We start from the raw sequence: 22,723 nt of genomic DNA, 5'->3' as shown, positions 1-22,723 counted from the left end.
CTTTCAAATTATCCACCAACAAACAACGCACATTGACTAATCGCAACAAAAAATGCTGCATTTTGAATCGGTGAGTCTTCTTCTATTTCTAACTGGACTGAAAATTTCTCATTTAATTCTGCTTTCCAGCGCGCAATTTCTTTGTTGTCACATGTAAATCGTGACCACCCCTCCATTTCCTTATGTAGTTTTATTTCCAAACTGCCATCTGTAATGATTAGATCCGGAATTAGTTCTTTCCATTTATCATAAGCAACAATGTATGTTTGGTGTTGGACAAGATTTTTTGCTTCATAGTAGACTCTCCCTTTTCGCGAAACTTTCTTACATGTGAAAATGAGCTCATTATTTGTGTTATAAACGTGATAGTTTAAAAAATATCGATAATCCATTAGCTTGTCTGCAAATTTAGTTAATTTACTGGCGTAAAACCTTTGAAATGTTAAGTAAACTACTCCTTCGTTATAGACAGAAGTCATTGGTGTTGACTCTATTGATAGAGGTTGTGTGTATGTATATGTGTGCATGGTTAGTTCTCCTTTGATTAAATAGCATTAAATATTAATTTTAATAATTGATAATAAATAGTTCCTAATGACTATTTATTATGTTTTTTTGACGAATTTAAACGAATATTGTTGTATTTTTCTAAAAAAACTCTTGTTAGTACATGTAAAACTAATTATACTGAAATAGGCCAATTATAATATCATTTAAAAAGATGAAGTAGTTAATATCTATCACTTTTTCATCGTTCTAGTCTATCTGATTTAATATCCCGTAATATCTATCAAATTAATGATATTTTTTAATTTCACTACTTTACAGAAGTTTGAATGAACAAAAAAATCAAAAAAATTGGAGTGTTCGTATTGAAATGGACAATTAACAAAAAACTGCTGGGTGGCTTTTCAGCAGTATTATTATTATTAATCATAACAATTGTTGTTAGTTACACACAAATTGCAGAAGTAAACGATTCGTATAGTGACATAGTAAACGATAAAGCTATGAAAGCAATTGAAATAAAGGAATTACAAGTAGCTGCAAAGACAGAGATGATTGCTATGAGAGGTTATTTATTACTAGGCGATGAAAAAGCTTTTCAAGATTTTTCGAATTCAGTTTCAGAGTTTAACAAGAGTTATGAGTCTTTACTACCGAAATTTAAATTACCTGAAGCTATTAATATGTTAGAAGAAATCAATCATGTTGAGATAGAATATACAAAGTTTGCAGATAAAATTATCAAGTTAAAAAAAGAAAATAAAAGAAATGAATACGAAGTTCTGCTCTCTACAGAAGGACGGGAAATCATAAACAGACTTGATGAAAAGGTAGATAATCTATCTAATTTCCAAAATAGTTTATTAGTTGACGGAAGTGCTAATAATACAAAAATGGTTGAAAAGACAATTAGCTTTGTTTTAATCCTCGGCATCATTGCCGTGTTAGTCGGAATTACTATTGCACTTTTCATGGGACGAATTATTTCCAAGCCTATCATTTCTTTAGCTAGTTCGGCTAAAAAAATTGCAGAAGGAGATCTCTCTGTCGATGTAGTATCCGTGAAAAACAAAGATGAAATTGGTGAATTAGTCAGTTCTTTTAACCTCATGACAAAGAATCTTAGAATGCTAATAGAACAAGTCAGTACAAACTCTATTCATGTAGCCTCTGCTGCAGAAGAATTAACAGCAAGTGCTGAACAGACAACTCAGGCAACCGATCAGATTGCACTTTCTATTCAAGAAATTGCAAGTGGTTCCGATACACAAGTTCAAAGTGCAAATGAATGCTCAACTGCCATGAAAGAAATGACTATCGGCATTCAACAAGTTGCGGAAACTTCCTCTTCTGTTTCAGAATCTGCAATTGAAACAAACAAGGAAGCCAACTTAGGCAACGAATCGCTTCAAAAAGTAATTCATCAAATGAACACTATTAATACTTCAGTAGAAGATTCAGCTTCTGTTATAAGAAGGTTGGGGAATCTATCCAATGAAATTGGAAACATTATTGGAGTCATTACAGGTATAGCAGATCAAACGAATCTATTAGCACTTAATGCAGCAATCGAAGCAGCCCGTGCAGGCGAACATGGCAAAGGGTTTGCGGTTGTAGCAGATGAAGTTAGAAAGCTTGCAGAACAGTCCAAAGAATCTGCTGACCAAATAGCTGAGTTAATTAACAAAATACAAGTAGATACAAACCAAGCAGTGAATGTTATGGAAGTTGGTACTCAAGAGGTTGCTACTGGAATGCAAATAGTTAAGGAAACTGGAGAAGGATTTGAGAAAATTTTAAGATCAATTGAGCAAGTTACTGCTCAAATTCAAGAAGTTTCTGCCATCTCCGAGGAAATGTCTGCTAGTGCAGAAGAAGTAAATGCTTCTCTTGAAGAAATGGCTCATATCGCTCAACATTCTTCTTCAAATACACAAAATGTAGCCTCCGCCTCAGAAGAACAGTTAGCCTCAATGGAGGAGATTACTTCTTCTGCTTCTTCCTTATCTAACATGGCAGAGGATTTACAAGCTCTAGTTAGTAAGTTTAAAATTTAACAAAATAAGGAAAATCGCAAGCGTTCACTAACCTTATTTCCAATCGTTTCCGGAATGCTTTGGATAGACTTGGGCTATATCATTACCGAAAGATATGAAAGAGGCAGTTCGTGACTTACGTCACGAACCAGCCTCTTTTTTCGGTAATCATATGGCTGTCGTCTGTCCGTCGCTCTCCTACAACTTTAGGAATAAGTTTAAACCCTTTTTGGATAATGAATGAAAAGATGCTTTCTTATACATTCAGGAAACTCCCGAAGATACAATTTCGGGATTTTTTTCAATTCTTTATTTGATGTAAGCCTCCTATTTTTCACCGGCTTATCTATACATAAAAGTTTAACTTTAGTTGATTGGAGCTTGAAGGCTGCAACCTCTAGGGGATTAGAGCAAATCAAGACCCTGGAATGAACCAAGCGAAATTAACTTTTGCGACGAGCTTGCGCAGGAGCTTGGGAAGTGGCTTGATGCTTGCACGACTTTCAAGCGTCCACCCGCTGCGAAAATCAACCTGTTCACGGCAAAAATTAATATTTTTTCGTGTCTTTTAAAGAAGAAATCTCCTTTGGGAAATTCTAAAGAAGGTTTTCCCGTTGATAAATCAAAATATCTTCCAGTGATTTTTCAAACGATATTAGAGGGGACCATCCAGCCTTTATAAGCTTTTCAGGTGGAGTAACCTCTATTTTTTCAAGATTATTCCTCAAGGTTTGGATCTTAAAGTCAACCTTTGATAATTTTTGTAAACCGTCTGTTATTTCCTTTAGGCATCTTGGCTGGCCAGATGTAATATCATAAACCACTCCTGTTTTACCTATTTCAAATAGTTTTTCATATGCACGTATAGCATCCCTCACATCAATGAAGTCTCTTTGAACAAATAAGTTATTTACCGTGAGTACTCTCTCTGAACGTTGCGATTCCATCTCTGCAATTTTCTTTGCAAGTATGGAGCATACTCCTGTAGAATCTCCAGGTCCTATTAAATTGGAAGGTTTTGCAATAATTATATCCATTCCATAAAGAGATTCCCATGATTGCGCCACTAAAACTTGAATTGTTTTACTTAAACTATATGGATCTTGGAATGAAGAAGACTTGCTTAAATCTAATTGAAGAGCAGAACCGACAATTATTATTTTACAAGGTAAATTTTCGTGTCTTATTGAGTCGATTATATAAGCAGTGGACATTACATTTGCTTCGATTGATGTAATTGGTTCATTCCAAGAATCGTGCACATTATTTTGCCCAGCAAGATGTAGTATTTGGTCCGGTATAACCTTCCTTATCAAATTACTGACTTGATGTTTGTCGGTTAAATCACATTGTTCTAAATGAATTCTTTCGTCTAAAATGTTTGAAGGTGATACTCTCGATACAGCAATAACATCATATCCTGCCTTTTTGAAATATTGGCAAGCATGTAAACCTGTGAAACCATTGGCGCCGGATATCATTATTCGCGGTTTTCTTTTCATTTATTTATCCACTCGATTTCTAGGTTTGGACTTATCATCCTCGTGTATATTACTCTCTGAATTTACATGGAAAGCATAAGTTTCCTTTAATCCATCTTCAATGTTGTAAATGGGACTCCATTTTAAATAATATTGTGCTTTTTTATTGCAAAGACAGCTGTGTTTAATATCTCCTTCTCTGGAAGCAGTGAAATCTCTCCCTACTTTAACCCCATGAATGTCCGTTACGAGGGATAATATTTCATTGATAGATGTTTTTTTCGAAGTGCTAATTTGTATAGTTTCTTGATTGCCATAAGTAAGTGCAGCAATATTAGCTGAAATAATATCCTTCACGTAGATGAAATCTCTCGTTTGTTTTCCATCTCCATGAACATTAATATTTCCACCCTTTTTAATTCGATCAAAAAAGACAGATACTACACCTCCCTCTCCTTTTGGCATTTGCCTTGGTCCATATACATTTGCATACCTTAAAATAGTATAAGGTTGTCGATAAAGCTCATAAAAAAGCCTTATGTAGGACTCTGCTGTCAATTTGGACAAACCATAATAGGAAGTCGGAATGGTTACCTCTTCTTCTGAAAGAATCTCTTTGTTTAAATTACCGTATACTGCCGATGTGCTAGCAAAAATGAATTTCTTTACTTTCGCTTTATGACAAGCTTCAAGAATATTGATCGTGCCAATAATATTTATATCTGCATCCTGTTTAGGATATTGGACTGATTTCCCAACATCTGCTTGTGCAGCCAAATGGAAAACCACATCTGGGCGAACGTCCATAATAATTTTTCTCGCCTCTTCGCTACATATATCTACAACATACATATGAGCGTTAGGATTGACATATTCTATCTGTCCCGTTACTAGATTATCTAGAATATGAACCTCTATTCCTTTGGAGATAAGTTCATCAACAAGGTGAGAACCAATAAATCCAGCTCCACCTGAAACAATTACATTCATAATAAATCCCCTTCTCACTTTTCCATAATATATGCAAGATAAAAGGAGGCTTATGGGACATGTGCCGTTGAAACATTATTCAATAAAAAAATCGATGAACGAAATAGAACATTCATCGATCAAATAGAAACTAACTTTAAGTGAATTTACATCAATTAATGTTTAGATAGTAATTGCATCGTACTATTCACCTGTGGTTTATTTACAAATTGCAAAGTAGGATTCGGTATAGTGTAATGATCAGGAAGGTTTTTAACAATCCTTTCCCAAATAGCATGATCGAAGGAGATATCTTTCGGTCCGAAAGACTCCGAATAGTCGGTTTCCTTGTTATCATTTTTTATAGGTTCCACTATTTTATCGAAGAGCGGTATAGGTAATAAATAATTTTCTGGAAGATTATTAACCAACTTACTCCAGACATTACTATCTACCAACATACTTGGATTAGAACTGGGATATTTGAATAACCGGTTATAGAAATCAGCTTTCATAGCTTCCAAAAGAATGGCTGTATGGGGGTTTGGAATGACAAATTTATCAGGTACAGAAAGCTTGATTTGATCCCATGTTCCCTTTGGTACAAAAATATCCTCGTTTGTTTGTTCTACCGGAAAGATAGAATCATATCTACTTGCAAAAGTATGCAATTCTACTTCTTCCTGAATAGCTTTTGAGTCCTTGGAGAACCATGCCTTATTCCATAGGATCTTCCCTTTAGTAATCAAAGCGATAAATAGAGACTTAGAATAATCAATCAAGCGAGCCATTTTTTTCACCATTCTTCCTAATTACGATGGCTTCTTTATAGACTTCCATTAAATTTTTTATCCCTTGATCAATAGACCAATGTGTCATTCCCCATTTCTTTGCATTGGATCCTATTTTTTTACGAAAAAATTCATTATTCAATAACAAAGCCAAATTTCTATACAACAAATTGGCATTTGCAGGAGGCGTTAGCATGCCTGTTACTTTATGCTCTACCATTTCAGGAAGGCCACCTACATCACTAACTATACATGCCTTACCTGCAATTTGTGCTTCAATAAGGGATATCGGTTGGTTTTCTAGCAACGTTGGCAATACAAATATATCTGCTTTTTCTAATAGCGAAGGTACATCATCACGTTTACCCAAGAAATGAATGTAATCATCTAATCCTAAATCTTTACTAATAATGCGTAGTTTTTCTTCTTCTTCTCCGGATCCAACAATCCAACAGACCCAGTCTTGTCGTATTATTTTTAGCTTACTAAGCGCTTCTAAGAGATAACGCACCCCTTTTAACTCGGTGAGTCTACCCGAATATATAATGACTTTTTTATTTTTAGGAGGTATGATAAGTGATTTTATCATCATATTTTTTAGAAAACTTTCTGTATCAAATCCATAATGAAGTATTTTTATTTGATCATTAGGTACATTAAAGTCTTGTATTAAAATTTCTTTCAACCAGTTATTGGCTACTATTGTAACCTCCGCTGTCATTGCTCCATTTCTTTCAAGTTCTGCAAAATAAGCTTTTGCCATATAAGAAGTTTCCGTTTTATGGATAGTATTTAATTGGTGTTGTATCTCTTGTGCAATGGACCCATGTAAAGTAGCTACTAATGGTACATTCTTCGGACGTACCCGATTAATACTAGAGGTTGAAATAACATCTTGTGTATGGATGATGTCATATTTATCTAACCCAAAGTATGCTACTCCTAATTCAAAAACATATCGTTGAAACTCCGTATACTCGATAAGTTTGTTCTCATAAATTTCAGGATAATTCTCCCTATTTAATTTTGCCTGCAGTAAAGGCAGCAATTTTTCTCGCTCAATTTTCTTGTTCTCATTGACCATATGCACATTCAGGTTGTCCTCATCATAACCAAGCACATCCACTTCATGTCCAAGCATCTCTAACTTGTTCTTTAACTGACTCATATAACTCCATACCCCACCTAAATGTGGAATAGACCAATATGTGGCTAACAATATTTTCAATAGTTACATCTCCCCGTTTTAATCGCATACTATATGTTTATTTAAAGGTTAGAAATTTGACTAGGCGTTTCTTTAAGTTTTTATTAGTAGTGTAATTATAGATCCTTAATTAGATAGATGAAGAAGTAGGATGAAGATTATTAAATATAATACCGAATTATTATTTTCATAAATTAGGATAGAGCCCTTATATTCTTCTAGAAAGTGCATTAACTATAAAACAGGTATGTAGCTATGATCATGGAGGAATCTACATTCTACACCTGTAAAAGAGATTATAAAGGGGGTGAAGAAATGGAGTTAACTGCACTTAAAGGAGAATATGATGCAATATTCAGTTTAGGAAATCTTTGTTTAACATCTATTCAACTTAAAAAACATAATTTGAGACCTTATTCGGGCGTATTTGATTGGGTGGCAAGTCCATTCTTGTCGAATGTCAATCAACTTTTAAAAAATCGCTTTGAAGGTTTCTTAGATTATAAAAATTTAAGAATCATTGGTTATGCGGATAAATGTATTTGTGTATCAGACGATGCAAATAACATTGTCTCCAATCACGATTTTAGTGTCGATAAGAATACCCTTGAACACTTAGGATCCTATACGGAAGTAATGGAAAAATACAATCGAAGAATTAAAAGATTTCTTAAAGAGTCGAAAAAAGCTAATAGAATATTGTTTGTTCGGACGGAAGGTACGCTTGAAGATGCTGCAGTGTTACAAGACGTATTGTCAAACCTCGTTGAGCATGATTTCAGTATCCTATTAATTAATCACACATCTGTCCAAGGATTAGTAGAAAAAAACTGGCCATTAGAAAAAGTATGTTCAGTTGAATTTCCTAATTTAGATATTTGGGAAGGCAATCACTCTTTATGGGAAGAAGTGTTAAGTGGAATTAGGTACAAAAAAAGAAAATTTTCTTTATTAAATCTTATTAAGAAATAATCTGGGAGGGAAAAAAGTGTTTACAAATTCTACGATACTAGTAACCGGGGGGACAGGCTCATGGGGGAATGAGTTAATCAAACAACTGCTATCTATGCACCCAAAGAAAATTACCATATTTTCCAGAAACGAAAATAGACAAGTCGTCATGCGAAGAATCTTTCCAGATACAAGGATACAGTTCTGTATCGGCGATATACGAGACAGAGAGGCTATCAGTACAGCTTGCTCTGGAGTAGACTATGTATTTCATTTGGCAGCATTAAAACATGTGCCGGTATGTGAAGAAAATCCTATCGAAGCTTTCAAGACAAATGTATTAGGGACATATAATGTCATCGAAGCTTCAATAGAAAACAATGTAAAAAAAGTAATCTATGTATCTACTGATAAAGCCGCTGATCCAGCGAACACATACGGGATGACAAAAGCGCTTGGTGAGAAACTAATCCTGCATGCAAACAAAAAAAACGCCACAACTAAGCTTTTGTGTATTCGAGGCGGAAACGTATTGGGAAGTAGCGGAAGTGTCCTACCTTTGTTTATGAAGCAGTTAGAAGAGCAAAACCAAATTATTATCACAGATAAAAGAATGACCCGTTACTTCGTTACTCCTCAACATGCGATAAATACTCTTCTTCAAGCCGCTGAATTAGGAACTGGAGGAGAGATTTTTGTCATGCATATGAACGCATGTAAAATTCTAGATTTGGCTGAAGTCCTCATTGACTTTTTCCAAAAAAAAGATGTGGACATTATTGAAATCGGAGCAAGAAATGGCGAGAAAATTCACGAGGTGTTAATAGCTCAAAACGAAGAGCCTCTAGCAACCGTCTTTAACAATGATTTAATCCTCATTTCTCCAACTAATTCTAGCGAAGGAAAAACTACTGTTCCGACAGTACTATTAGATACAAAGCAAAGGTTAATGACTAAAAAAGAAATTAAACAGTTATTAACTGACGGAGGATTTTTAAAGTAATAAATTCGATAAGACAAGGCGTGGCCCCAAAATTCAGTTTTAACTGAACTCTGGGGCCACGCTCAACTGTTGAAACAACGAGGAAAAGTAGAACGTACTGACACTCTTCCTTATAAATACTTGATAAAGGATTTATAGTATAATCACCGAAAAGATTGACAGAAGCCTAAGAATTGATGAAATGAAAATTCTCTTTGGCCTTCTTCTAACAGGAACTTTTTATAAGCCAAAATATATTTAACCGATATATTCTCCCAAAGAATAGATTTAAATAACTTTGGTTCTTTGTTCTCCATTTTTCTTTATTGTCCTGTAAATTTTCCAACCTTAAGTTGAACTTAAGCAATCAAGTTCTTTACTATCACCCGTTTCTATCAATGGTTTTGTTGCTCTATTAATCTATTTTCTTGGAGCGGCTTATTTGCTGCATTAAAAAAAAGAAAACCCCTAGCAAAACAAGAATGCCACCTACAATTTGCCAACCAACAAGTCTTTCTCCTAGAAAGATAGCAGCTAAAATGGTAGCACCTACTGGTTCCCCTAGAATACTCATGGAAATAGTCGTTGCGTTCACATAATTCATTAACCAATTATTAATGAGATGTGAAATTGTTGGTACAACTGCAAGCAAAACAAAGATACCCCATTCTTTTGAATCGTATCCACCTAAGTTAACTTGCGTTGCCACATTATAGACAATTAATGCTATCGCTGCAAATCCAAATACACAAAAACTATAAATCCAGTGGGATACCTTCTTAACTACAGTTTGTCCAATTAGTAAATATCCTACAACGACAATCACACTTAGAAAGGAAAGAATATCACCAATTATAGCGCTTTTACTTAACCCAAAATCACCCCATCCAACCATGACCGCTCCGAAGACAGCTATTCCCATTGTCATTAAGGCTGCTTTAGTAGTTCGCTCTTTAAATAAGATAGCCCCTCCTATTAACGAGATGATCGGCTGCAGTGCTAGAATAATTGTTGAACTTGCTACAGTCGTTAATTTTAACGAACCAAACCAAAGAGCAAAATGCAGAGCTAAAAATAAACCAGATAAGAACAATAAAAACCATTCTCTTCTAGTTAGTTTATGAAACTCTTTTCTTTTAAACCAGACGATTGGCACTAATAGCAAACATGCCAATATCATACGATACATACTTAAAATAGTTGCTGGCGCGTTGGACCATTTTACAAATATCGCCGCAAAAGATATAGCAACAATAGATATGATTAATGGCAACACAATAGATTTTGATGTATTTCCTCTACTCACTTTTTTACCCCATTTTGATATATCTTATTTATATTCTCTTTTAATAATATAATGGATAAACTAGAGAATGTGAAATAGAAAAAAGTTTCCACATACAAATAAGACATACCCCTTAAAGGAAAGCCTTCCCCACCTAACAAATAAAAGTTAATTTAAAACAAGTATTGAATATCGTTTTTTTAGTTTTTTTTGGCACTTTATTTAAAATCCCTTATCTGTAAAAATATTATTGCAATCTACGTCTATTCCACTTTCTGTACTTCTCCCAAACTAGTTTTCCACCTGTTGATGCAAGTAATATACCAGACAATGCAATGCCTGTTAATGCTGTAATAAGGGAAATCCACTCGAAAAAGGAATAATGCGATACTTTAGACCAATCGGTTTTACCTTTCCAGTCATCTATCGCTAAATTCATACCATAAATTCCCGATATCACAGTATAAACAGTTAACATAAATAACAACATATTTTGTCTTTTGTAGGTTTGCTTTTCTTGTGCACGAAATAAATCATCCACGGTTCTTTTTACTTCTTCAAATAGATAATTGATATTAAATGTCTCACGTAATATATGTGTAAACTCTTTTCCTTCTGTCCGAGATGATACTTCATTAAAATAGTATCCTGAATCAAACTTGGAAATTAGTTCTATAAGTTCTTCTACAAATATTTTATCCTTTGCCCAATCTACATCACTATGTTCAAAAGATAACTTAAAAAACATAATTTTGTAATAATAATGGAGTAATAAATTATAATAGTGCGTACTCATAAATTGCGATATTTCCCTATTCAATAGTTCCCTGTTTTTTATTGATACAGTCGTTTGTGTATGCTGAGAAGTAATGGTATATGTACACGGCGCCCACCTATCATGAATTCGATTTTCTAGGTATCGTTCAATATATGCCCTATTTGTACTTGACATAAATTCTTGACCATCAGAATCCTTTCCATCTAATTGGCCTATCCTAAATAACTGATCTTTCGTAATTATTTGGTTCCCAGCGGCTATTAAAAAAGAAGATGTTAACATACGCTCATCTTCGAAAAATGGAAGACTTCCGTAGTAACCTTCCATTTTTTTGTTCTGTATAATAAAAGGCTTTAATGGTTTACACAAATAGTCTAAAACAAGTTCACTGGTCGTATGAAAAAATCTCTCCCCTTGAATAGTTCTTCCGCCTTTTTCCTCATCCAATTTAGGTTGTAACACCCGAAAATGACTTATAAAATCTAATACGTTTGTTAAAGTTTGTTTTGTTTCATCCATCTCTGTGCGAATGGTTACAATTCCTACTCCAAAAGGACATAATGTAATATCGACGCTATTTATCAAAAAATTTATTTGGTTATCATTTACCTCATATTGAAAGTGTTCTTTCATTTCCTTAGAGAAACGTAAAAAACCCCGCTCTTTAGTTGAGACAGGAAAAAGTTTATCTTCAATAAATGCCAAAAAGAACTGATCCAACTCTTTATGATTTATTTTAATACCTTCTCCATAATATAAATCTTGGAGTTCGCTTTTTTCTAGGTTAAAAAAGTTAAAACTATTTTCTTCGAGTTGCATTATAAGTTTCGAGTACTCTCTAACACGAAAAGAAAAAGGAAACAAATACGTTATATAACCCTTGGTAATATCAAGGGGTTGTATTTCTAACTTTTCCACATTGACTACCTCCATTTACTTAGGTTTATTAGTTATACCTCCATGATTAAATATCTAAACAAAAACGCAGTTCTTCCTAATAAAATCAGAGAAAGAACTGCGCTTGTCACATGCTATTTTAAATTATTTTGGTTATTGTTTTGGTTATTACGATTGGCATTTCGATTATTTTGGTTATTGTTTTTATTTTGGTCATTGCGCTTTTGATTATTTGCATTCTCAACGTTAAAGTCCTCACCGATCTCAGCTTGATTATAGTTATTACGTTTATCATTATTACGTTTATTATTGTTCCCCATAATTGCTCACCTCCTCGACCGTATTAGATTGGTCTTGAAAGAAAGAATTATACTGCTTAATTACTCTGATGAGTTTCCTTCTTTTGAAATCTTGTCTAAATCTACTTCTTCCGCAAACTCAGTTTGTAAATTAGTTTGTTGATAATAGCCTCGTTTGTGCTTAGGATTAGTAACTTGAGGTTCAAAAATATGTCCTTCCATAAATCGATGAAGAAACAATTCCCCTATCATAAGAACTAGAGCAGAAATAAAAGAAGCTGTTCCTATAGCAATTGGTATTTCTAAATTATTACCCGTCACCCAGATTACCACTGTCGCAAGTAAGAAATCACCCATCGCCGCTAAAGTATTACCAACTCTAGGCAAGATAAATACATCGCCAATATAACCAATAACGGTTAAAACTACGCTTATGATTAATACATCTCTAGAGTTAACTGCATAAAACAATCCTAAAATAATCGCTAGCACTGCTGTAGTCATTATTAATTTTATAAGAAATGATTTTATATACATTATCTCTTCTCACCTTCCGTTATTTGTCACTTCCCTGATTAACTGAATGAATGTTTTTTAAACTTTTACTATTATTTTTCGTTTGCTTAGCAAACCATTCATTTAGTTCGTTATAAGTCATACCAGAGTTCGCATTTTGTCTTTTTACTTCATCTATATTTGTACCAACAATTGTGAATTTATCTTGGTTATTTTCCAATGAAGTTATCTCCTTTTTGTTGATTAGGTTAACCAAATTAATGCTGGTCATACCTTTTAAATTTTTTAATAAAATGAAAAAAACACAAATAAAAGCAACCGAAAATACCATTTCGATTGCTCTTCACATCTTTATCGATTATTTTATTGAAAACTAAAAGTTAAAAACTGTCATAGGGCAACCAATAGCAAGGTGAAAGCAACATATTATATGCTGACAGCAACCAAGTTCTTGATGAAAGCTATCATTTTTATCTTAAAAACAACCATTTCTCAGTGTAATGAGTTTACTTTAGGTGAGACTGGAGCAAATGGGCGATAATAAAAAAACAGAGCAACTAAAATATAAAATTAAAAGCGAATAGAAATATTTTCTACTCGCTTTTTTGCATATTATGCTAAACTTCCTGTGAACTTTAAGTCTTTTACAGATAGATCATCTGTTTTGCCTTCTAAAATAGACTCAATATCCATTAACGTTTGAGACATAGGCACCGCTTTTCCTTTTAATCCTGTAAATGCTTCTGCAACAAAAAATGGTTGCGTAAAATAAGCTTCTAAACGTTCTCCTCGTTCATATGTTTCTAACTCAGCATTTGGAATTTTATTCATACCATGAACAACTACTATAGACCGCAATTCTCTATAGCGGCGAAGCAATTTCTGCGCACGCTGCCTTAAATTGAAATGACGTTGATCCAAATCCACACCTTCAATAATGGATGATGTAGAGTAAATTGGATGAATAGCTGGGTATAAATGACGCGTAGATAGGTCGGCATCTAACTGCCAAATCGTTTCTAGAGGACCATAAGGCATATCTTCATCCACTACTTCTCCTGAAAGATCTAATAGTATAGTCGTGATATTATCCATTCTTTCAGAAACTAATTTTTCTTGAAGATCTAACAGCTCACCAGACACGATATAACTCTTATCCGTGATAAAAATAATATCCCCAGATAGCTCCGAAAATTTTGCAAACGTTTCGTTAACCGACTTAGTCACATAGTCCGCTAATTCTATCGTGCCATCTAACTCGCTATATTCAGTTGTTGGTAATAAAAAGACAGTCGTGTAATCTGTTTCTTTAAATCGATGCATAAGTTCAGCAAGAATAACAAGTTGCCCCATACCTGGACGTGCAACTAATCCAGTTGTACCTCCTTTTACTAGCGGTGCAAAGAAATCCAAAGTTTTAATTTGCGTTTCAATCATGTTTAACTTCTCCCCTCGTATGATTAATTCATCCACTGTACAGTTTGCGAGCGTTGCAAGACCAACTAGGGTCTTTACTTCTGCTTTTCCTAAATCAATTTTTCCCGTGCATAAATTTGATACTGTCGCAGGGCGAATCCCAATCGATTTAGCTGCAGTTGTTAAATTCGGTACCTTTCTTCTAAGTAAAGCTACGTTCAGTCTAATTTCATCCATATCCTTTCCCCTCCTTACTTTAAACAGTAATTTATTTTACTCTTAAATGCAACAATTATTTCTTTAAAACGTAAATTTTGTTACTCTAAAAAGTATTTCAAACAAATAAAAGCACCAAGTTCCTGCACAATCAATGATTGCTGAGGAAGTCGATGCTCCATATTCCAATTATTTTTTTATTGTACTGAGTGATTTATTCAGTAAATACATTACTTTTTCATTGAATTGTCCTGGTGCTACTCGAGTCATTTCTTCAATTGTTTTATATTGGATTTGAGGGAATTGAGGATGATTTTCTATACCTACTAAAATACTGTTTAATATTTCCCTCGCTCTTTGATTCATCAATATATCAGAAAAAGTGCTGTCTACAGAAAATACATCACCAGTTATAGATAGTTCCTCTACCGTTACGTTTGTTAAGTTAGGCATTTTAAACCAATTAGAAACAGTGTAAATGTCTACTTCAACTGGTTCTGGAGGGCTCGCAACTGCTAGTTCTGATTTAGGATCTGTCGATTTCTCTTGCCCAGGAATTACTTCGGTCTTTGGAGCATGGTCTACGCTTTCTTCACTTCCAGATGCAGGAGTGACTTCCGGATTTGGTAAAACTGGTTCTTGAGTTGTTGGCAGCTCTGGAATAGGTATCGGAATTAGTTTCAATTCCTCAGCTTGACCATCCATTTGTGCTTTCGCTTGATTAATAATAGCATCCAAGTTTGCTAAAATCGCAGCTTGTTGTTCACTGTTATCTATTTTCATCCCAGCTTTTAAGTTGCTTGCGTATTGTTGTAATGCATCAATCCGGTTTTTCTTCTGCTCAGCTGTAAAAGTAGCCAGCTGTTCTTGTGCGACTTGCATTTCGGTTTGGAGTTGATCTTTCAATTGGGTCATAAGTATTTCTCTTTCAGTACCTATTGCCTCATCTATTTCTCTTAAAGATGCTTCTTGTTTTTTTGAAAACCAATTAGCCATCAATTGTTGTACGTCTATATCTGCTAAGGCAGTTTTCACTCCTCCGCCAAGACCAATACACAAACAAAGAGCCCCGATTATAATCGTTGCTTTTTTAAACGGTTTTCTTTTATATTTTTCTAATCTACTTAACATGTATATTCCTCCAATTAGAAGAATAAGGACCTCGAGTATGAGGCCCTTATTGAGTATTAATAGAGATTATTAGATGCCATCTACTAGACCTTGCATATCATCTTTAGCAACTTGCTCTAGTCTTTTTGCTTCATCAACAATTAGTTTCTGTTGTGCATCAACTAATGAATTTCTTAAATCAACAATATATTTTCTTACTTGAACAGCTTTAGCATCAATTGCCGCAATAATTTCAGCTTTAGTTGCAGCACTTTCAGAATTCAACTGCGTTTGAAGTGAACCTTTCGCAGCAGCAATTGCAGCGGTTAGATCAGTCACAGCTTGTTCGGTTGTCATTTTTAGTTCTGTATTTAAAACTGAAATTGCATTATCGCCTAATGTTTTAGTGTCTTTTGGTAAATTAACATCAGCATATTCTAATGCTTCACTCCCAGCTTGGTTAATCGATGCATTTGCCTCATTGAAAAGTTTAACAAATTCGCTAGCCATATAACCTGAAATTTCCTCTTTCTTATCGCCAACATCTTTAATATGTTTATTAGCTTGAGTTTCTATAGAATCTTTCTTTGCTGCCATTTCAACATCTCTAGTTGTAGCAATGCGAGATGTTGCTACTGCTATTCTATCACCATATGAAGTAGTTAGAGTTCCTTTTAGATCGTTTACTTTTTGTGCAGTATTAATTTCAGATACTTTAAGTCCGAATTGGTTATCATACCATGTCTTTAATTTTGTACCCGCGTCTGTATAACCAAATGCAACTCCTGAACCTGCAAATAATGTTACTGCTACTGTTCCTGCTACTACTTTACCTTTAATTGTTTTAATCATTTTAATATCTCCCTTTGATTTTATAATTTTGAATGGATGAGTCCTTAATTACCAAATACTTCTTTTAATACTTCTTCGATGTCTTGATCGATTTCATCTTCAATTTTTTCTTTGTCAACATAATCATCAAGATTCACTTTTTTTAGTTCTTTAACTGATTGGTCTAACTGACTTTTAGTGTCCTGTTTATAACTCTTAATACCAGCCCTTGCTTCTTTTATCTGATTATCAAAAATAGCTACAATTGTAGATTCAAAACTTTCCAATGACTCTAATAGGAAATTATTTACCTCTTCAAAAGTTTTCTCGATATCAGATGGAACAAGTTTACTTTGATTTCCACTCTCCTTCTGAAATGATTGTCCATACCATTTAGAAAGGGAGTTTTGTGGAAGACCACTCGCATAAATGGTGCTGGCGCTGAGCAATACAGTTACTAGTACAATAGTTCCAATAATTTTTTTAATTTTCAGCACCCCTTTCTAGTTGCTCTAAAACATTCTATCCATCGAACTACTTTTTTATAACCAAACTTGTCCAAATTTTTTAGGATTCCCTAAATTCTTTTTGTTATGTATGGAAAAACAAAAAAACATATACCAATTTGTGGTATACGATACTGTTATTTTTATGAAATTTTGTTTAATCTATTACCCCATCGAACAATACCTTCTATCTATAAAAACTAAACTTATATAATGTAGATTACAAACAGTCATGTAGAAGATTCGTAAATAATCCTTTTTTAGTTCTAAAAAATTTTTATTGTCAATCTAACTTATTAATTCTCATGATGAGAGTGGAGCACACCAACCGCGCTGGTGCATATCGCTGAGACTAGTACGAAGTCTGCGGAAAGCGAGTGTCTTTTTCTGGACTCAATATCTCTTATTTTTTATAAGAAAAAAGACTGTAGGCAAACTCGGTTTATATCGAGTTTGTCCACAGTCTGATACAGCATTTAATCACGCTGCGTTTTTTAATAGTGCTGCTCTAAAATTAACTTCAATTATTTTCTAAATCCCTTTTAGTTTCCAAACTTTCAAACCACCGATACACTGCCAGCCTGCCTCTACCGCTGCTATAAGTGTTTCATCAGACTCATAGCCAACTATATGCTTACCATTATGGTTTTGATTTATTACTTCAATAATATCTGTCCAAATTAAATCACTATTATCGTCTGTAGAAAACACATTAGAAACGCCAATCGTATCACCACTGCAATTTACTATAAAACCATCAGTTACTATCTCTCCTTCATTTGCATATATGGAGACATCCGGATGAGATAAAATGTCTGGTAGTAAAATTCCTTCTAAACCAGAAGCTATATTCCAACTCAAAAGTTCCTCTTTGGAATGTAGCTTTCTATAGGAAACACTAGCTGAACTTAATTTTCCATCCAATTCATGATAAATCCAATTAGCTTCAATTAGAACTTCGAAATCCTCTAATTGAAGGGATGCATAGCTGTCTTTAATATATTCTACTTGTGTGTCTCCTATAAAATTCAAAAGTTCGTTTGTAAGAACTACATTGCTTAATGTAATAACATCAGGATAATATATTGGAGCCTTTTTATTTAATCCCCAAAGATTATTTTCTACTCGACTTTCACAACCATGTAGTCTACTCATTATTTCACACCACGCAACGTTATTCTTCACTGCTAATGCTTGTTTTGCTTTCATGGTTTCACTGCTTTCTTCTAAGATTTAATGTTTCTTCTGTTTTATTTGAATAAAATCCTCTTTTTCATGGAAAAACCCTCCATCGAAGTTAGATGGAGAGATTGTTCTTTAAATAATTTGATCAATTATACCATAGTTCTTTGCTTCTTCTGCTGTCATGAAATAATCACGATCGGAGTCTTGTGCAATTTTATCGATAGACTGACCTGTACGTTCTGAAAAAATTCGGTTAATTCGTTCTTTCATCAATAAGATACGTCTTGCACTTATTTCAATATCACTCGCTTGCCCTTGAGCCCCTCCGAGAGGCTGATGTATCATTATTTCACTGTTTGGCAAAGCAAAGCGTTTACCTTTTGTTCCAGCGACAAGTATCGTTGCTCCAAACGATGCCGCCAGTCCTGTACAGATTGTACGTACATCAGGCTTTATGATCTGCATAGTATCATATATAGCAAATCCTGCACTTACCGATCCTCCAGGACTATTAATGTATAAAGAGATATCCTTTTCTGGATTATCTGCTTCTAAAAACAACATCTGTGCTACAATATTGTTCGCAACCACATCATTAATTTCTGAACCAAGAAAAATAATTCGGTCTTTTAATAGCCTCGAATAAATATCATAGGAACGTTCTCCACGACTTGATTGCTCCACCACATACGGAATAAGATTAGACATTTAATATCCCCTTTCTATGCTACAGCTGAAAATTCCTTTTGCTTAAACCATGCTATCTGCGAAAACAATGCAGATAACTCTAATTGATAAAATGGTACGAAAAGGACTCCACCATTTTTCTTTGGAATTGAGATAAGCACATAAGGAGTACTGCCAGCCCCAACAGACTGAACCATTGAAGTTGAAGAAGATAAAGATACATTATTTCCAGCCTGCATAAATGGCTCTTGTATTTCCTTTTGATAAAGTCGTAGGACAGCTTCTGGATTTTCATTGCTTAAAGCGGTTATATAAGGAATTAATTTATCATCGTCCAATTCTAGAGAAATACTATCAAAATTTATTCGTTTTAAATTTTTGCGTGCTCTATTAAGTGCTCCTTTGACAGAACCTTCGCTAACAGAAAGTAAACCTGCCGTCTCCTTTGCTGTGTAGCCAAATCCCCACATAAACAATACTACAGCTCGTTGTTTGCAGGACAACTCATTCAACACAACACTAATTATCTGAAAAGCCGCTTCCGTCATAGGTGTTTCCTCTTGTTTATAATTCGTTAAATCTTGATTCATATCTTCCTCTATTTTTCGTTTACGATGTTTATCTATCCAGGTATTCGAAGCAATCCGATATAAGAATGCCTTTGCTATCTGCTTCGGCATTTTCATCCAACTTTCATATGCTTTTATTAACGTATCCTGCATTAAATCTTCTCCGTCCCAATTAGTATTCGTTAGGGACAGACAATACTTTCTTAAATCATGCATAAAAGGCTTAATAGCCATCTCAAATTCTTCATTCATTTCAATGGGAGTTTTTTCAACAAGCGGCCGCATGTTTTTCCCTCCTCCAAATTAGTCTTTCATCTATATAAACGAAAAAATGGGTTGAAAAGGTACGGGTCAAGATGCTCTTATATTTATTATATTTCCGATCGTCTAGTTTGGATTATTTATTTTTTTCATTTGGGGCAAATGGCTTTTTACAATAAGCTCTTTATTACAATATCCGAGTTTTCTAGAGGATTTTCTTCTTTAAAATAATAATCCTCCGCTAGCCAGTATCTTCGCTCATATTTATTCAATCTTTCTTTCATATCCCCTATATAAGTATCTCTTTGTAAAACCCTTTGATAACGTGCCTCCCGTGGGCAATCTAAGTAAATCATATAATCAAAAAAGTCTCTCCATTCTTTTCTTTGAAGAAAGATTCCTTCTAATAATATCAAGGTGCTGTGCTTGAGGTCGATGATTTTTGAAAAGCATTGATCTTTTTCCATATCGTAAAACTTTAAATTAATATGATTTTCCTTTTGGTGAACTGCTTCAAATAGACCTTCTTTTATATATTGCACATCCCATTGCAACCTGTAATATTCAAACCACTCTGGATGACCTGTGTTATATCTTTTCACTCTTTCTTCAATTAGATCATCAATATGGATAACTACAATCGTATACCCTTCGCTCATCAACTCTTTTTTTACTTTTTCAGTTATCGTCGTTTTACCTGCACCACTTAATCCATCCATACCAACTATATAAGGTCTATCAACCTTTTCTAATTGTTTAATTCCTTCTATTATATTTGGGAGAAATGTCATAAGCTAAATTCCACTACTTTCTTTTATCAATCTAGTAATACAATCAATTACTATTTTCGGATCTTCTAGATGGATTGAATGCCCCGAATCAGTTTGAATATGTACGGTTTTGGTCGTTAGTTTTGACAAAAGTGCCTGTTGTTTTTTCCATTGTTCCGAAGGATTTTCTGCACTTATCACAATAACTGATAAGTCATTAGGTAGCGGTTTTGATTTAAGCAATTGTTTTGCAGATTTAGAGCTGTCTGTATATTCTCTGTAAATTGTCTTAAATGCTCCTAATGTGTATCCAACATACTTAAGATGTCTATCATAATCTTTTATTAAAAATTTTCTACCAACTCGTTTTTTTAATATTCTTGGTAGCCCCATTAATGATGTTACATAGCCAAATGTGACCAGTGACTTAAATTGTTTACTTTGATTGTTTGAAAGATACTGGTTTTCATGAACTGCATCTTCTAGTATTAAGCCCGTTACATCTTCAGGATACATACTTGCAAACAATCTCATTGAAAGTCCTCCAAATGAATGACCTACTAATATATAGGGAGGTTTAATGTTTAACTTCTCCAATACTTCTTTTAATTCTTCCACACTATCAAGTGAAGTAAGTGACTTTCTCTTTGTTCGACTCCATCCATAGTTCCCTCTGTCATATGAAACCACTTTTGCAATTTTTGAAATCTCAGGTTGGACGTAACACCAGTCAATCGAAATAGAACCTAATCCAGCTTCTAAAATAACTGTAACTTCCCCCTTACCTGTTACAATAGCGTGCACTTCCGAATGCTTTGTTTGTATTATTTTACCCGGGGGAGCAACTTTATTTTTTTTATTCATTATTAAATTCCACGCCGTTAATGGAAATACAATAAGTCCTAATATATTTTTTATAATTGTCGATTTCATTTGTTTCTCCCTCGGTTTAATTAATACTTTTTAGTGGAGATGTTATTTCCTCGTTTTTAGCTTCTACAAAGAATGTATTTTGTACAAACTCTTTTCCACTTCACCCGTAATCTTCGTAACTATCATATTTTCATATTGAAAAAATCTCGACATTATCAGCCTTCATTTAACATCCATCTTTCAACTAATAGGGAACCATTTATTAATTGATTTGATAAATTGATATCATTGAATAATTCATTAAACGTAGCAACGAATTCTTTTATTACGATTATGTTTTCCTTCTAAACATACACATTTACCTTCCTTCAAATAAAATCTATTCCAAGTGCATGCTTAACATAATTAATTGCTTTTTGCGTAGAATCAATCAATGGTTGATCACCTTTTACTAACCTTATTTTCAGCGCTTTTTGAAAGTAAACTAATGCTGAACTAACCTGACCTAGTTCTAAAAGGCATTTCCCTTTATGTTGATATGCAAAATCTAATAGGTTAGAACCATTACTAGGAGTACATAATTCAATTGCTTCATCAAATTTCTTTAGAGCTTGTTCATGTTGGCCATCGTACTTCAATGCCTCTCCTAGACGAATTAAGTTACTAATTTGTTTATTTTCATCATTTAATTCGAGGGCTATTTTAAGGTTCTTGATAGCTAAATGTATCCCCTTGTATTCTATATAAGTTACCTAAGTTCCCATATAGAAAGATCATATCATCGAATTTATCATTCGTTCGTGAATCAATCTTTGCTTCAAACTTTTCAATCACTTCTTTTAACAAGTTCTCAGCTGAACATTTTTCACGAAGGTAGTTATTATCATCAAAATAAAGGAATTCCTTCAGTTTCATCAAATTGAATTTTAATTCTTCTTTATTCATCTATTTTCCACCCTTCATTTGGGTCAGAAAGCTTCTACGATCAGAAAAATTTTTATACGGTCTCAAAAAGATTTATACGGTCAGAAAATAATCTATACGGTCACATTTTTTTCTATACGGTCACAAAATAATCTATAGGGTCATATCAGTCCCTCGTCCATGCCATTAGTGAATAATTATTTTCTAAGCTTCTCACCATTTGAAATCCGCATTTTTTATAACATCTGATAGCTCTCACATTTGTGTTTTTCACGTCTAACAACACTCCTTGGATGCCTTCCTTTAAGTTGATACAATCTAAGAGCAGCCCTATCATTGTCGTACCAATGCCTTTACCCCAAAAACTTGTATCACCAATAAACTGGTCGATGCCAAATACCTTTTCATTTTCTTCTGAATAGCCATACAGTTTTAATTGAGCTGTTGTTATTGGGTAATACTGCATATATCCTATTGGCGTATTTTTATATTCAACTATGTAAGGTTTAACTGAATGATTGCCTTCAATTCTTGGACCATATTTTGTAATTACTTGTTCCAAAGTTAGCCTCGGACCGTAATGTTCTAACACCTTTTCATCACTTAACCATTTCGCCATTAAAGCATAATCACCTTCATTCATTGGTCTAATTAAAATATCATTTTTAAAGATCAT

At 34.0% G+C, this 22,723-nt stretch carries 24 protein-coding genes and 1 pseudogene; 3 read left to right on the top strand and 22 right to left on the bottom strand.

The window, feature by feature from the left end; genetic code table 11:
- Nucleotides 1-8 precede the first annotated feature (8 nt).
- Complete coding sequence (locus ACTSKG_RS14485; protein ID WP_464755271.1) at nt 9-527, bottom strand: tubby C-terminal domain-like protein; 519 nt, start codon at nt 525-527, stop codon at nt 9-11.
- Between the two features lie 336 nt (nt 528-863).
- Here ACTSKG_RS14485 and ACTSKG_RS14480 point away from each other — a divergent pair, with 336 nt between their 5' ends.
- Nucleotides 864-2,564 (top strand): methyl-accepting chemotaxis protein, encoded by a 1,701-nt coding sequence (locus ACTSKG_RS14480; protein ID WP_464758042.1) that lies wholly within the window; start codon nt 864-866, stop codon nt 2,562-2,564.
- Nucleotides 2,565-3,139: 575 nt separating this feature from the next.
- Here ACTSKG_RS14480 and ACTSKG_RS14475 read toward each other — a convergent pair.
- The 4 genes from ACTSKG_RS14475 to ACTSKG_RS14460 form a co-directional block, all read right to left on the bottom strand.
- Nucleotides 3,140-4,045, bottom strand: coding sequence for an NAD-dependent epimerase/dehydratase family protein (locus ACTSKG_RS14475; RefSeq protein ID WP_464755270.1), 906 nt, complete (start codon nt 4,043-4,045; stop codon nt 3,140-3,142).
- Entirely contained in the window at nt 4,046-5,014 is a 969-nt protein-coding gene (locus ACTSKG_RS14470; protein ID WP_464755269.1) for an NAD-dependent epimerase/dehydratase family protein, read from the bottom strand. It lies immediately after the preceding gene.
- A 155-nt stretch (nt 5,015-5,169) separates the two neighbouring features.
- Entirely contained in the window at nt 5,170-5,784 is a 615-nt protein-coding gene (locus ACTSKG_RS14465) for a hypothetical protein (protein WP_464755268.1), read from the bottom strand.
- Nucleotides 5,768-7,012, bottom strand: a complete 1,245-nt coding sequence (locus ACTSKG_RS14460; protein ID WP_464755267.1) for a glycosyltransferase family 4 protein — start codon at nt 7,010-7,012, stop codon at nt 5,768-5,770. The genes ACTSKG_RS14465 and ACTSKG_RS14460 overlap by 17 nt, the downstream gene beginning before the upstream one ends.
- Nucleotides 7,013-7,306: 294 nt before the next feature.
- On the opposite strand from ACTSKG_RS14460, the gene ACTSKG_RS14455 reads away from it, so the two are divergent.
- A complete protein-coding gene (locus ACTSKG_RS14455) occupies nt 7,307-7,963 on the top strand; it encodes a DUF1796 family putative cysteine peptidase (protein WP_464755266.1) in 657 nt (218 codons plus the stop codon).
- Between the two features lie 16 nt (nt 7,964-7,979).
- Nucleotides 7,980-8,945, top strand: a complete 966-nt coding sequence (locus ACTSKG_RS14450) for a polysaccharide biosynthesis protein (RefSeq protein ID WP_464755265.1) — start codon at nt 7,980-7,982, stop codon at nt 8,943-8,945.
- 394 nt (nt 8,946-9,339) lie between these two features.
- Here the strand turns inward: ACTSKG_RS14450 and ACTSKG_RS14445 are convergent, their stop codons facing one another.
- From ACTSKG_RS14445 to ACTSKG_RS14365, 17 genes and pseudogenes are all read right to left on the bottom strand, one after another.
- Complete coding sequence (locus ACTSKG_RS14445; protein WP_464755264.1) at nt 9,340-10,230, bottom strand: DMT family transporter; 891 nt, start codon at nt 10,228-10,230, stop codon at nt 9,340-9,342.
- A 226-nt stretch (nt 10,231-10,456) separates the two neighbouring features.
- Nucleotides 10,457-11,905: a hypothetical protein gene (locus tag ACTSKG_RS14440; protein ID WP_464755263.1), complete on the bottom strand. Its 1,449-nt coding sequence runs from the start codon at nt 11,903-11,905 to the stop codon at nt 10,457-10,459.
- 113 nt (nt 11,906-12,018) lie between these two features.
- On the bottom strand, nt 12,019-12,204 hold the full coding sequence (locus tag ACTSKG_RS14435) for a histidinol-phosphatase (RefSeq protein WP_464755262.1): 186 nt from the start codon (nt 12,202-12,204) through the stop codon (nt 12,019-12,021).
- A 60-nt stretch (nt 12,205-12,264) separates the two neighbouring features.
- Nucleotides 12,265-12,720, bottom strand: coding sequence for a YndM family protein (locus ACTSKG_RS14430; RefSeq protein WP_464755261.1), 456 nt, complete (start codon nt 12,718-12,720; stop codon nt 12,265-12,267).
- Between the two features lie 82 nt (nt 12,721-12,802).
- Nucleotides 12,803-12,919 (bottom strand): annotated as a pseudogene (locus ACTSKG_RS14425) (gamma-type small acid-soluble spore protein); the annotation flags it as partial.
- Nucleotides 12,920-13,311: 392 nt separating this feature from the next.
- Nucleotides 13,312-14,352, bottom strand: a complete 1,041-nt coding sequence (locus tag ACTSKG_RS14420) for an ATP synthase beta subunit C-terminal domain-containing protein (RefSeq protein WP_464755260.1) — start codon at nt 14,350-14,352, stop codon at nt 13,312-13,314.
- A gap of 168 nt (nt 14,353-14,520) precedes the next feature.
- Nucleotides 14,521-15,462 (bottom strand): hypothetical protein, encoded by a 942-nt coding sequence (locus ACTSKG_RS14415; protein ID WP_464755259.1) that lies wholly within the window; start codon nt 15,460-15,462, stop codon nt 14,521-14,523.
- A gap of 69 nt (nt 15,463-15,531) precedes the next feature.
- Complete coding sequence (locus tag ACTSKG_RS14410) at nt 15,532-16,293, bottom strand: hypothetical protein (RefSeq protein WP_464755258.1); 762 nt, start codon at nt 16,291-16,293, stop codon at nt 15,532-15,534.
- A gap of 44 nt (nt 16,294-16,337) precedes the next feature.
- Complete coding sequence (locus ACTSKG_RS14405; RefSeq protein ID WP_464755257.1) at nt 16,338-16,769, bottom strand: hypothetical protein; 432 nt, start codon at nt 16,767-16,769, stop codon at nt 16,338-16,340.
- Nucleotides 16,770-17,309: 540 nt separating this feature from the next.
- Nucleotides 17,310-17,987 (bottom strand): hypothetical protein, encoded by a 678-nt coding sequence (locus ACTSKG_RS14400; RefSeq protein WP_464755256.1) that lies wholly within the window; start codon nt 17,985-17,987, stop codon nt 17,310-17,312.
- Nucleotides 17,988-18,095: 108 nt separating this feature from the next.
- Nucleotides 18,096-18,671: an ATP-dependent Clp endopeptidase proteolytic subunit ClpP gene (clpP, locus tag ACTSKG_RS14395; RefSeq protein WP_464755255.1), complete on the bottom strand. Its 576-nt coding sequence runs from the start codon at nt 18,669-18,671 to the stop codon at nt 18,096-18,098.
- Between the two features lie 14 nt (nt 18,672-18,685).
- The gene (locus tag ACTSKG_RS14390; protein ID WP_464755254.1) at nt 18,686-19,504 is read right to left on the bottom strand and encodes an RNA polymerase sigma factor; all 819 of its coding nucleotides are present in this window, start codon (nt 19,502-19,504) and stop codon (nt 18,686-18,688) included.
- Nucleotides 19,505-19,650: 146 nt separating this feature from the next.
- A complete protein-coding gene (locus tag ACTSKG_RS14385) occupies nt 19,651-20,271 on the bottom strand; it encodes a kinase (RefSeq protein ID WP_464755253.1) in 621 nt (206 codons plus the stop codon).
- A gap of 3 nt (nt 20,272-20,274) precedes the next feature.
- Nucleotides 20,275-21,183, bottom strand: coding sequence for an alpha/beta fold hydrolase (locus tag ACTSKG_RS14380; RefSeq protein WP_464755252.1), 909 nt, complete (start codon nt 21,181-21,183; stop codon nt 20,275-20,277).
- 308 nt (nt 21,184-21,491) lie between these two features.
- Nucleotides 21,492-21,779, bottom strand: coding sequence for a tetratricopeptide repeat protein (locus tag ACTSKG_RS14375; protein WP_464758041.1), 288 nt, complete (start codon nt 21,777-21,779; stop codon nt 21,492-21,494).
- Between the two features lie 46 nt (nt 21,780-21,825).
- On the bottom strand, nt 21,826-22,068 hold the full coding sequence (locus ACTSKG_RS14370) for a hypothetical protein (RefSeq protein ID WP_464755251.1): 243 nt from the start codon (nt 22,066-22,068) through the stop codon (nt 21,826-21,828).
- Between the two features lie 145 nt (nt 22,069-22,213).
- Nucleotides 22,214-22,723, bottom strand: a complete 510-nt coding sequence (locus ACTSKG_RS14365; RefSeq protein WP_464755250.1) for a GNAT family N-acetyltransferase — start codon at nt 22,721-22,723, stop codon at nt 22,214-22,216.

This window comes from Psychrobacillus syltrankelensis (assembly GCF_055454035.1).
The sequence above is the reverse complement of the archived record's forward strand: the minus strand, read 5'-3'. Positions and strand labels throughout refer to the sequence as shown.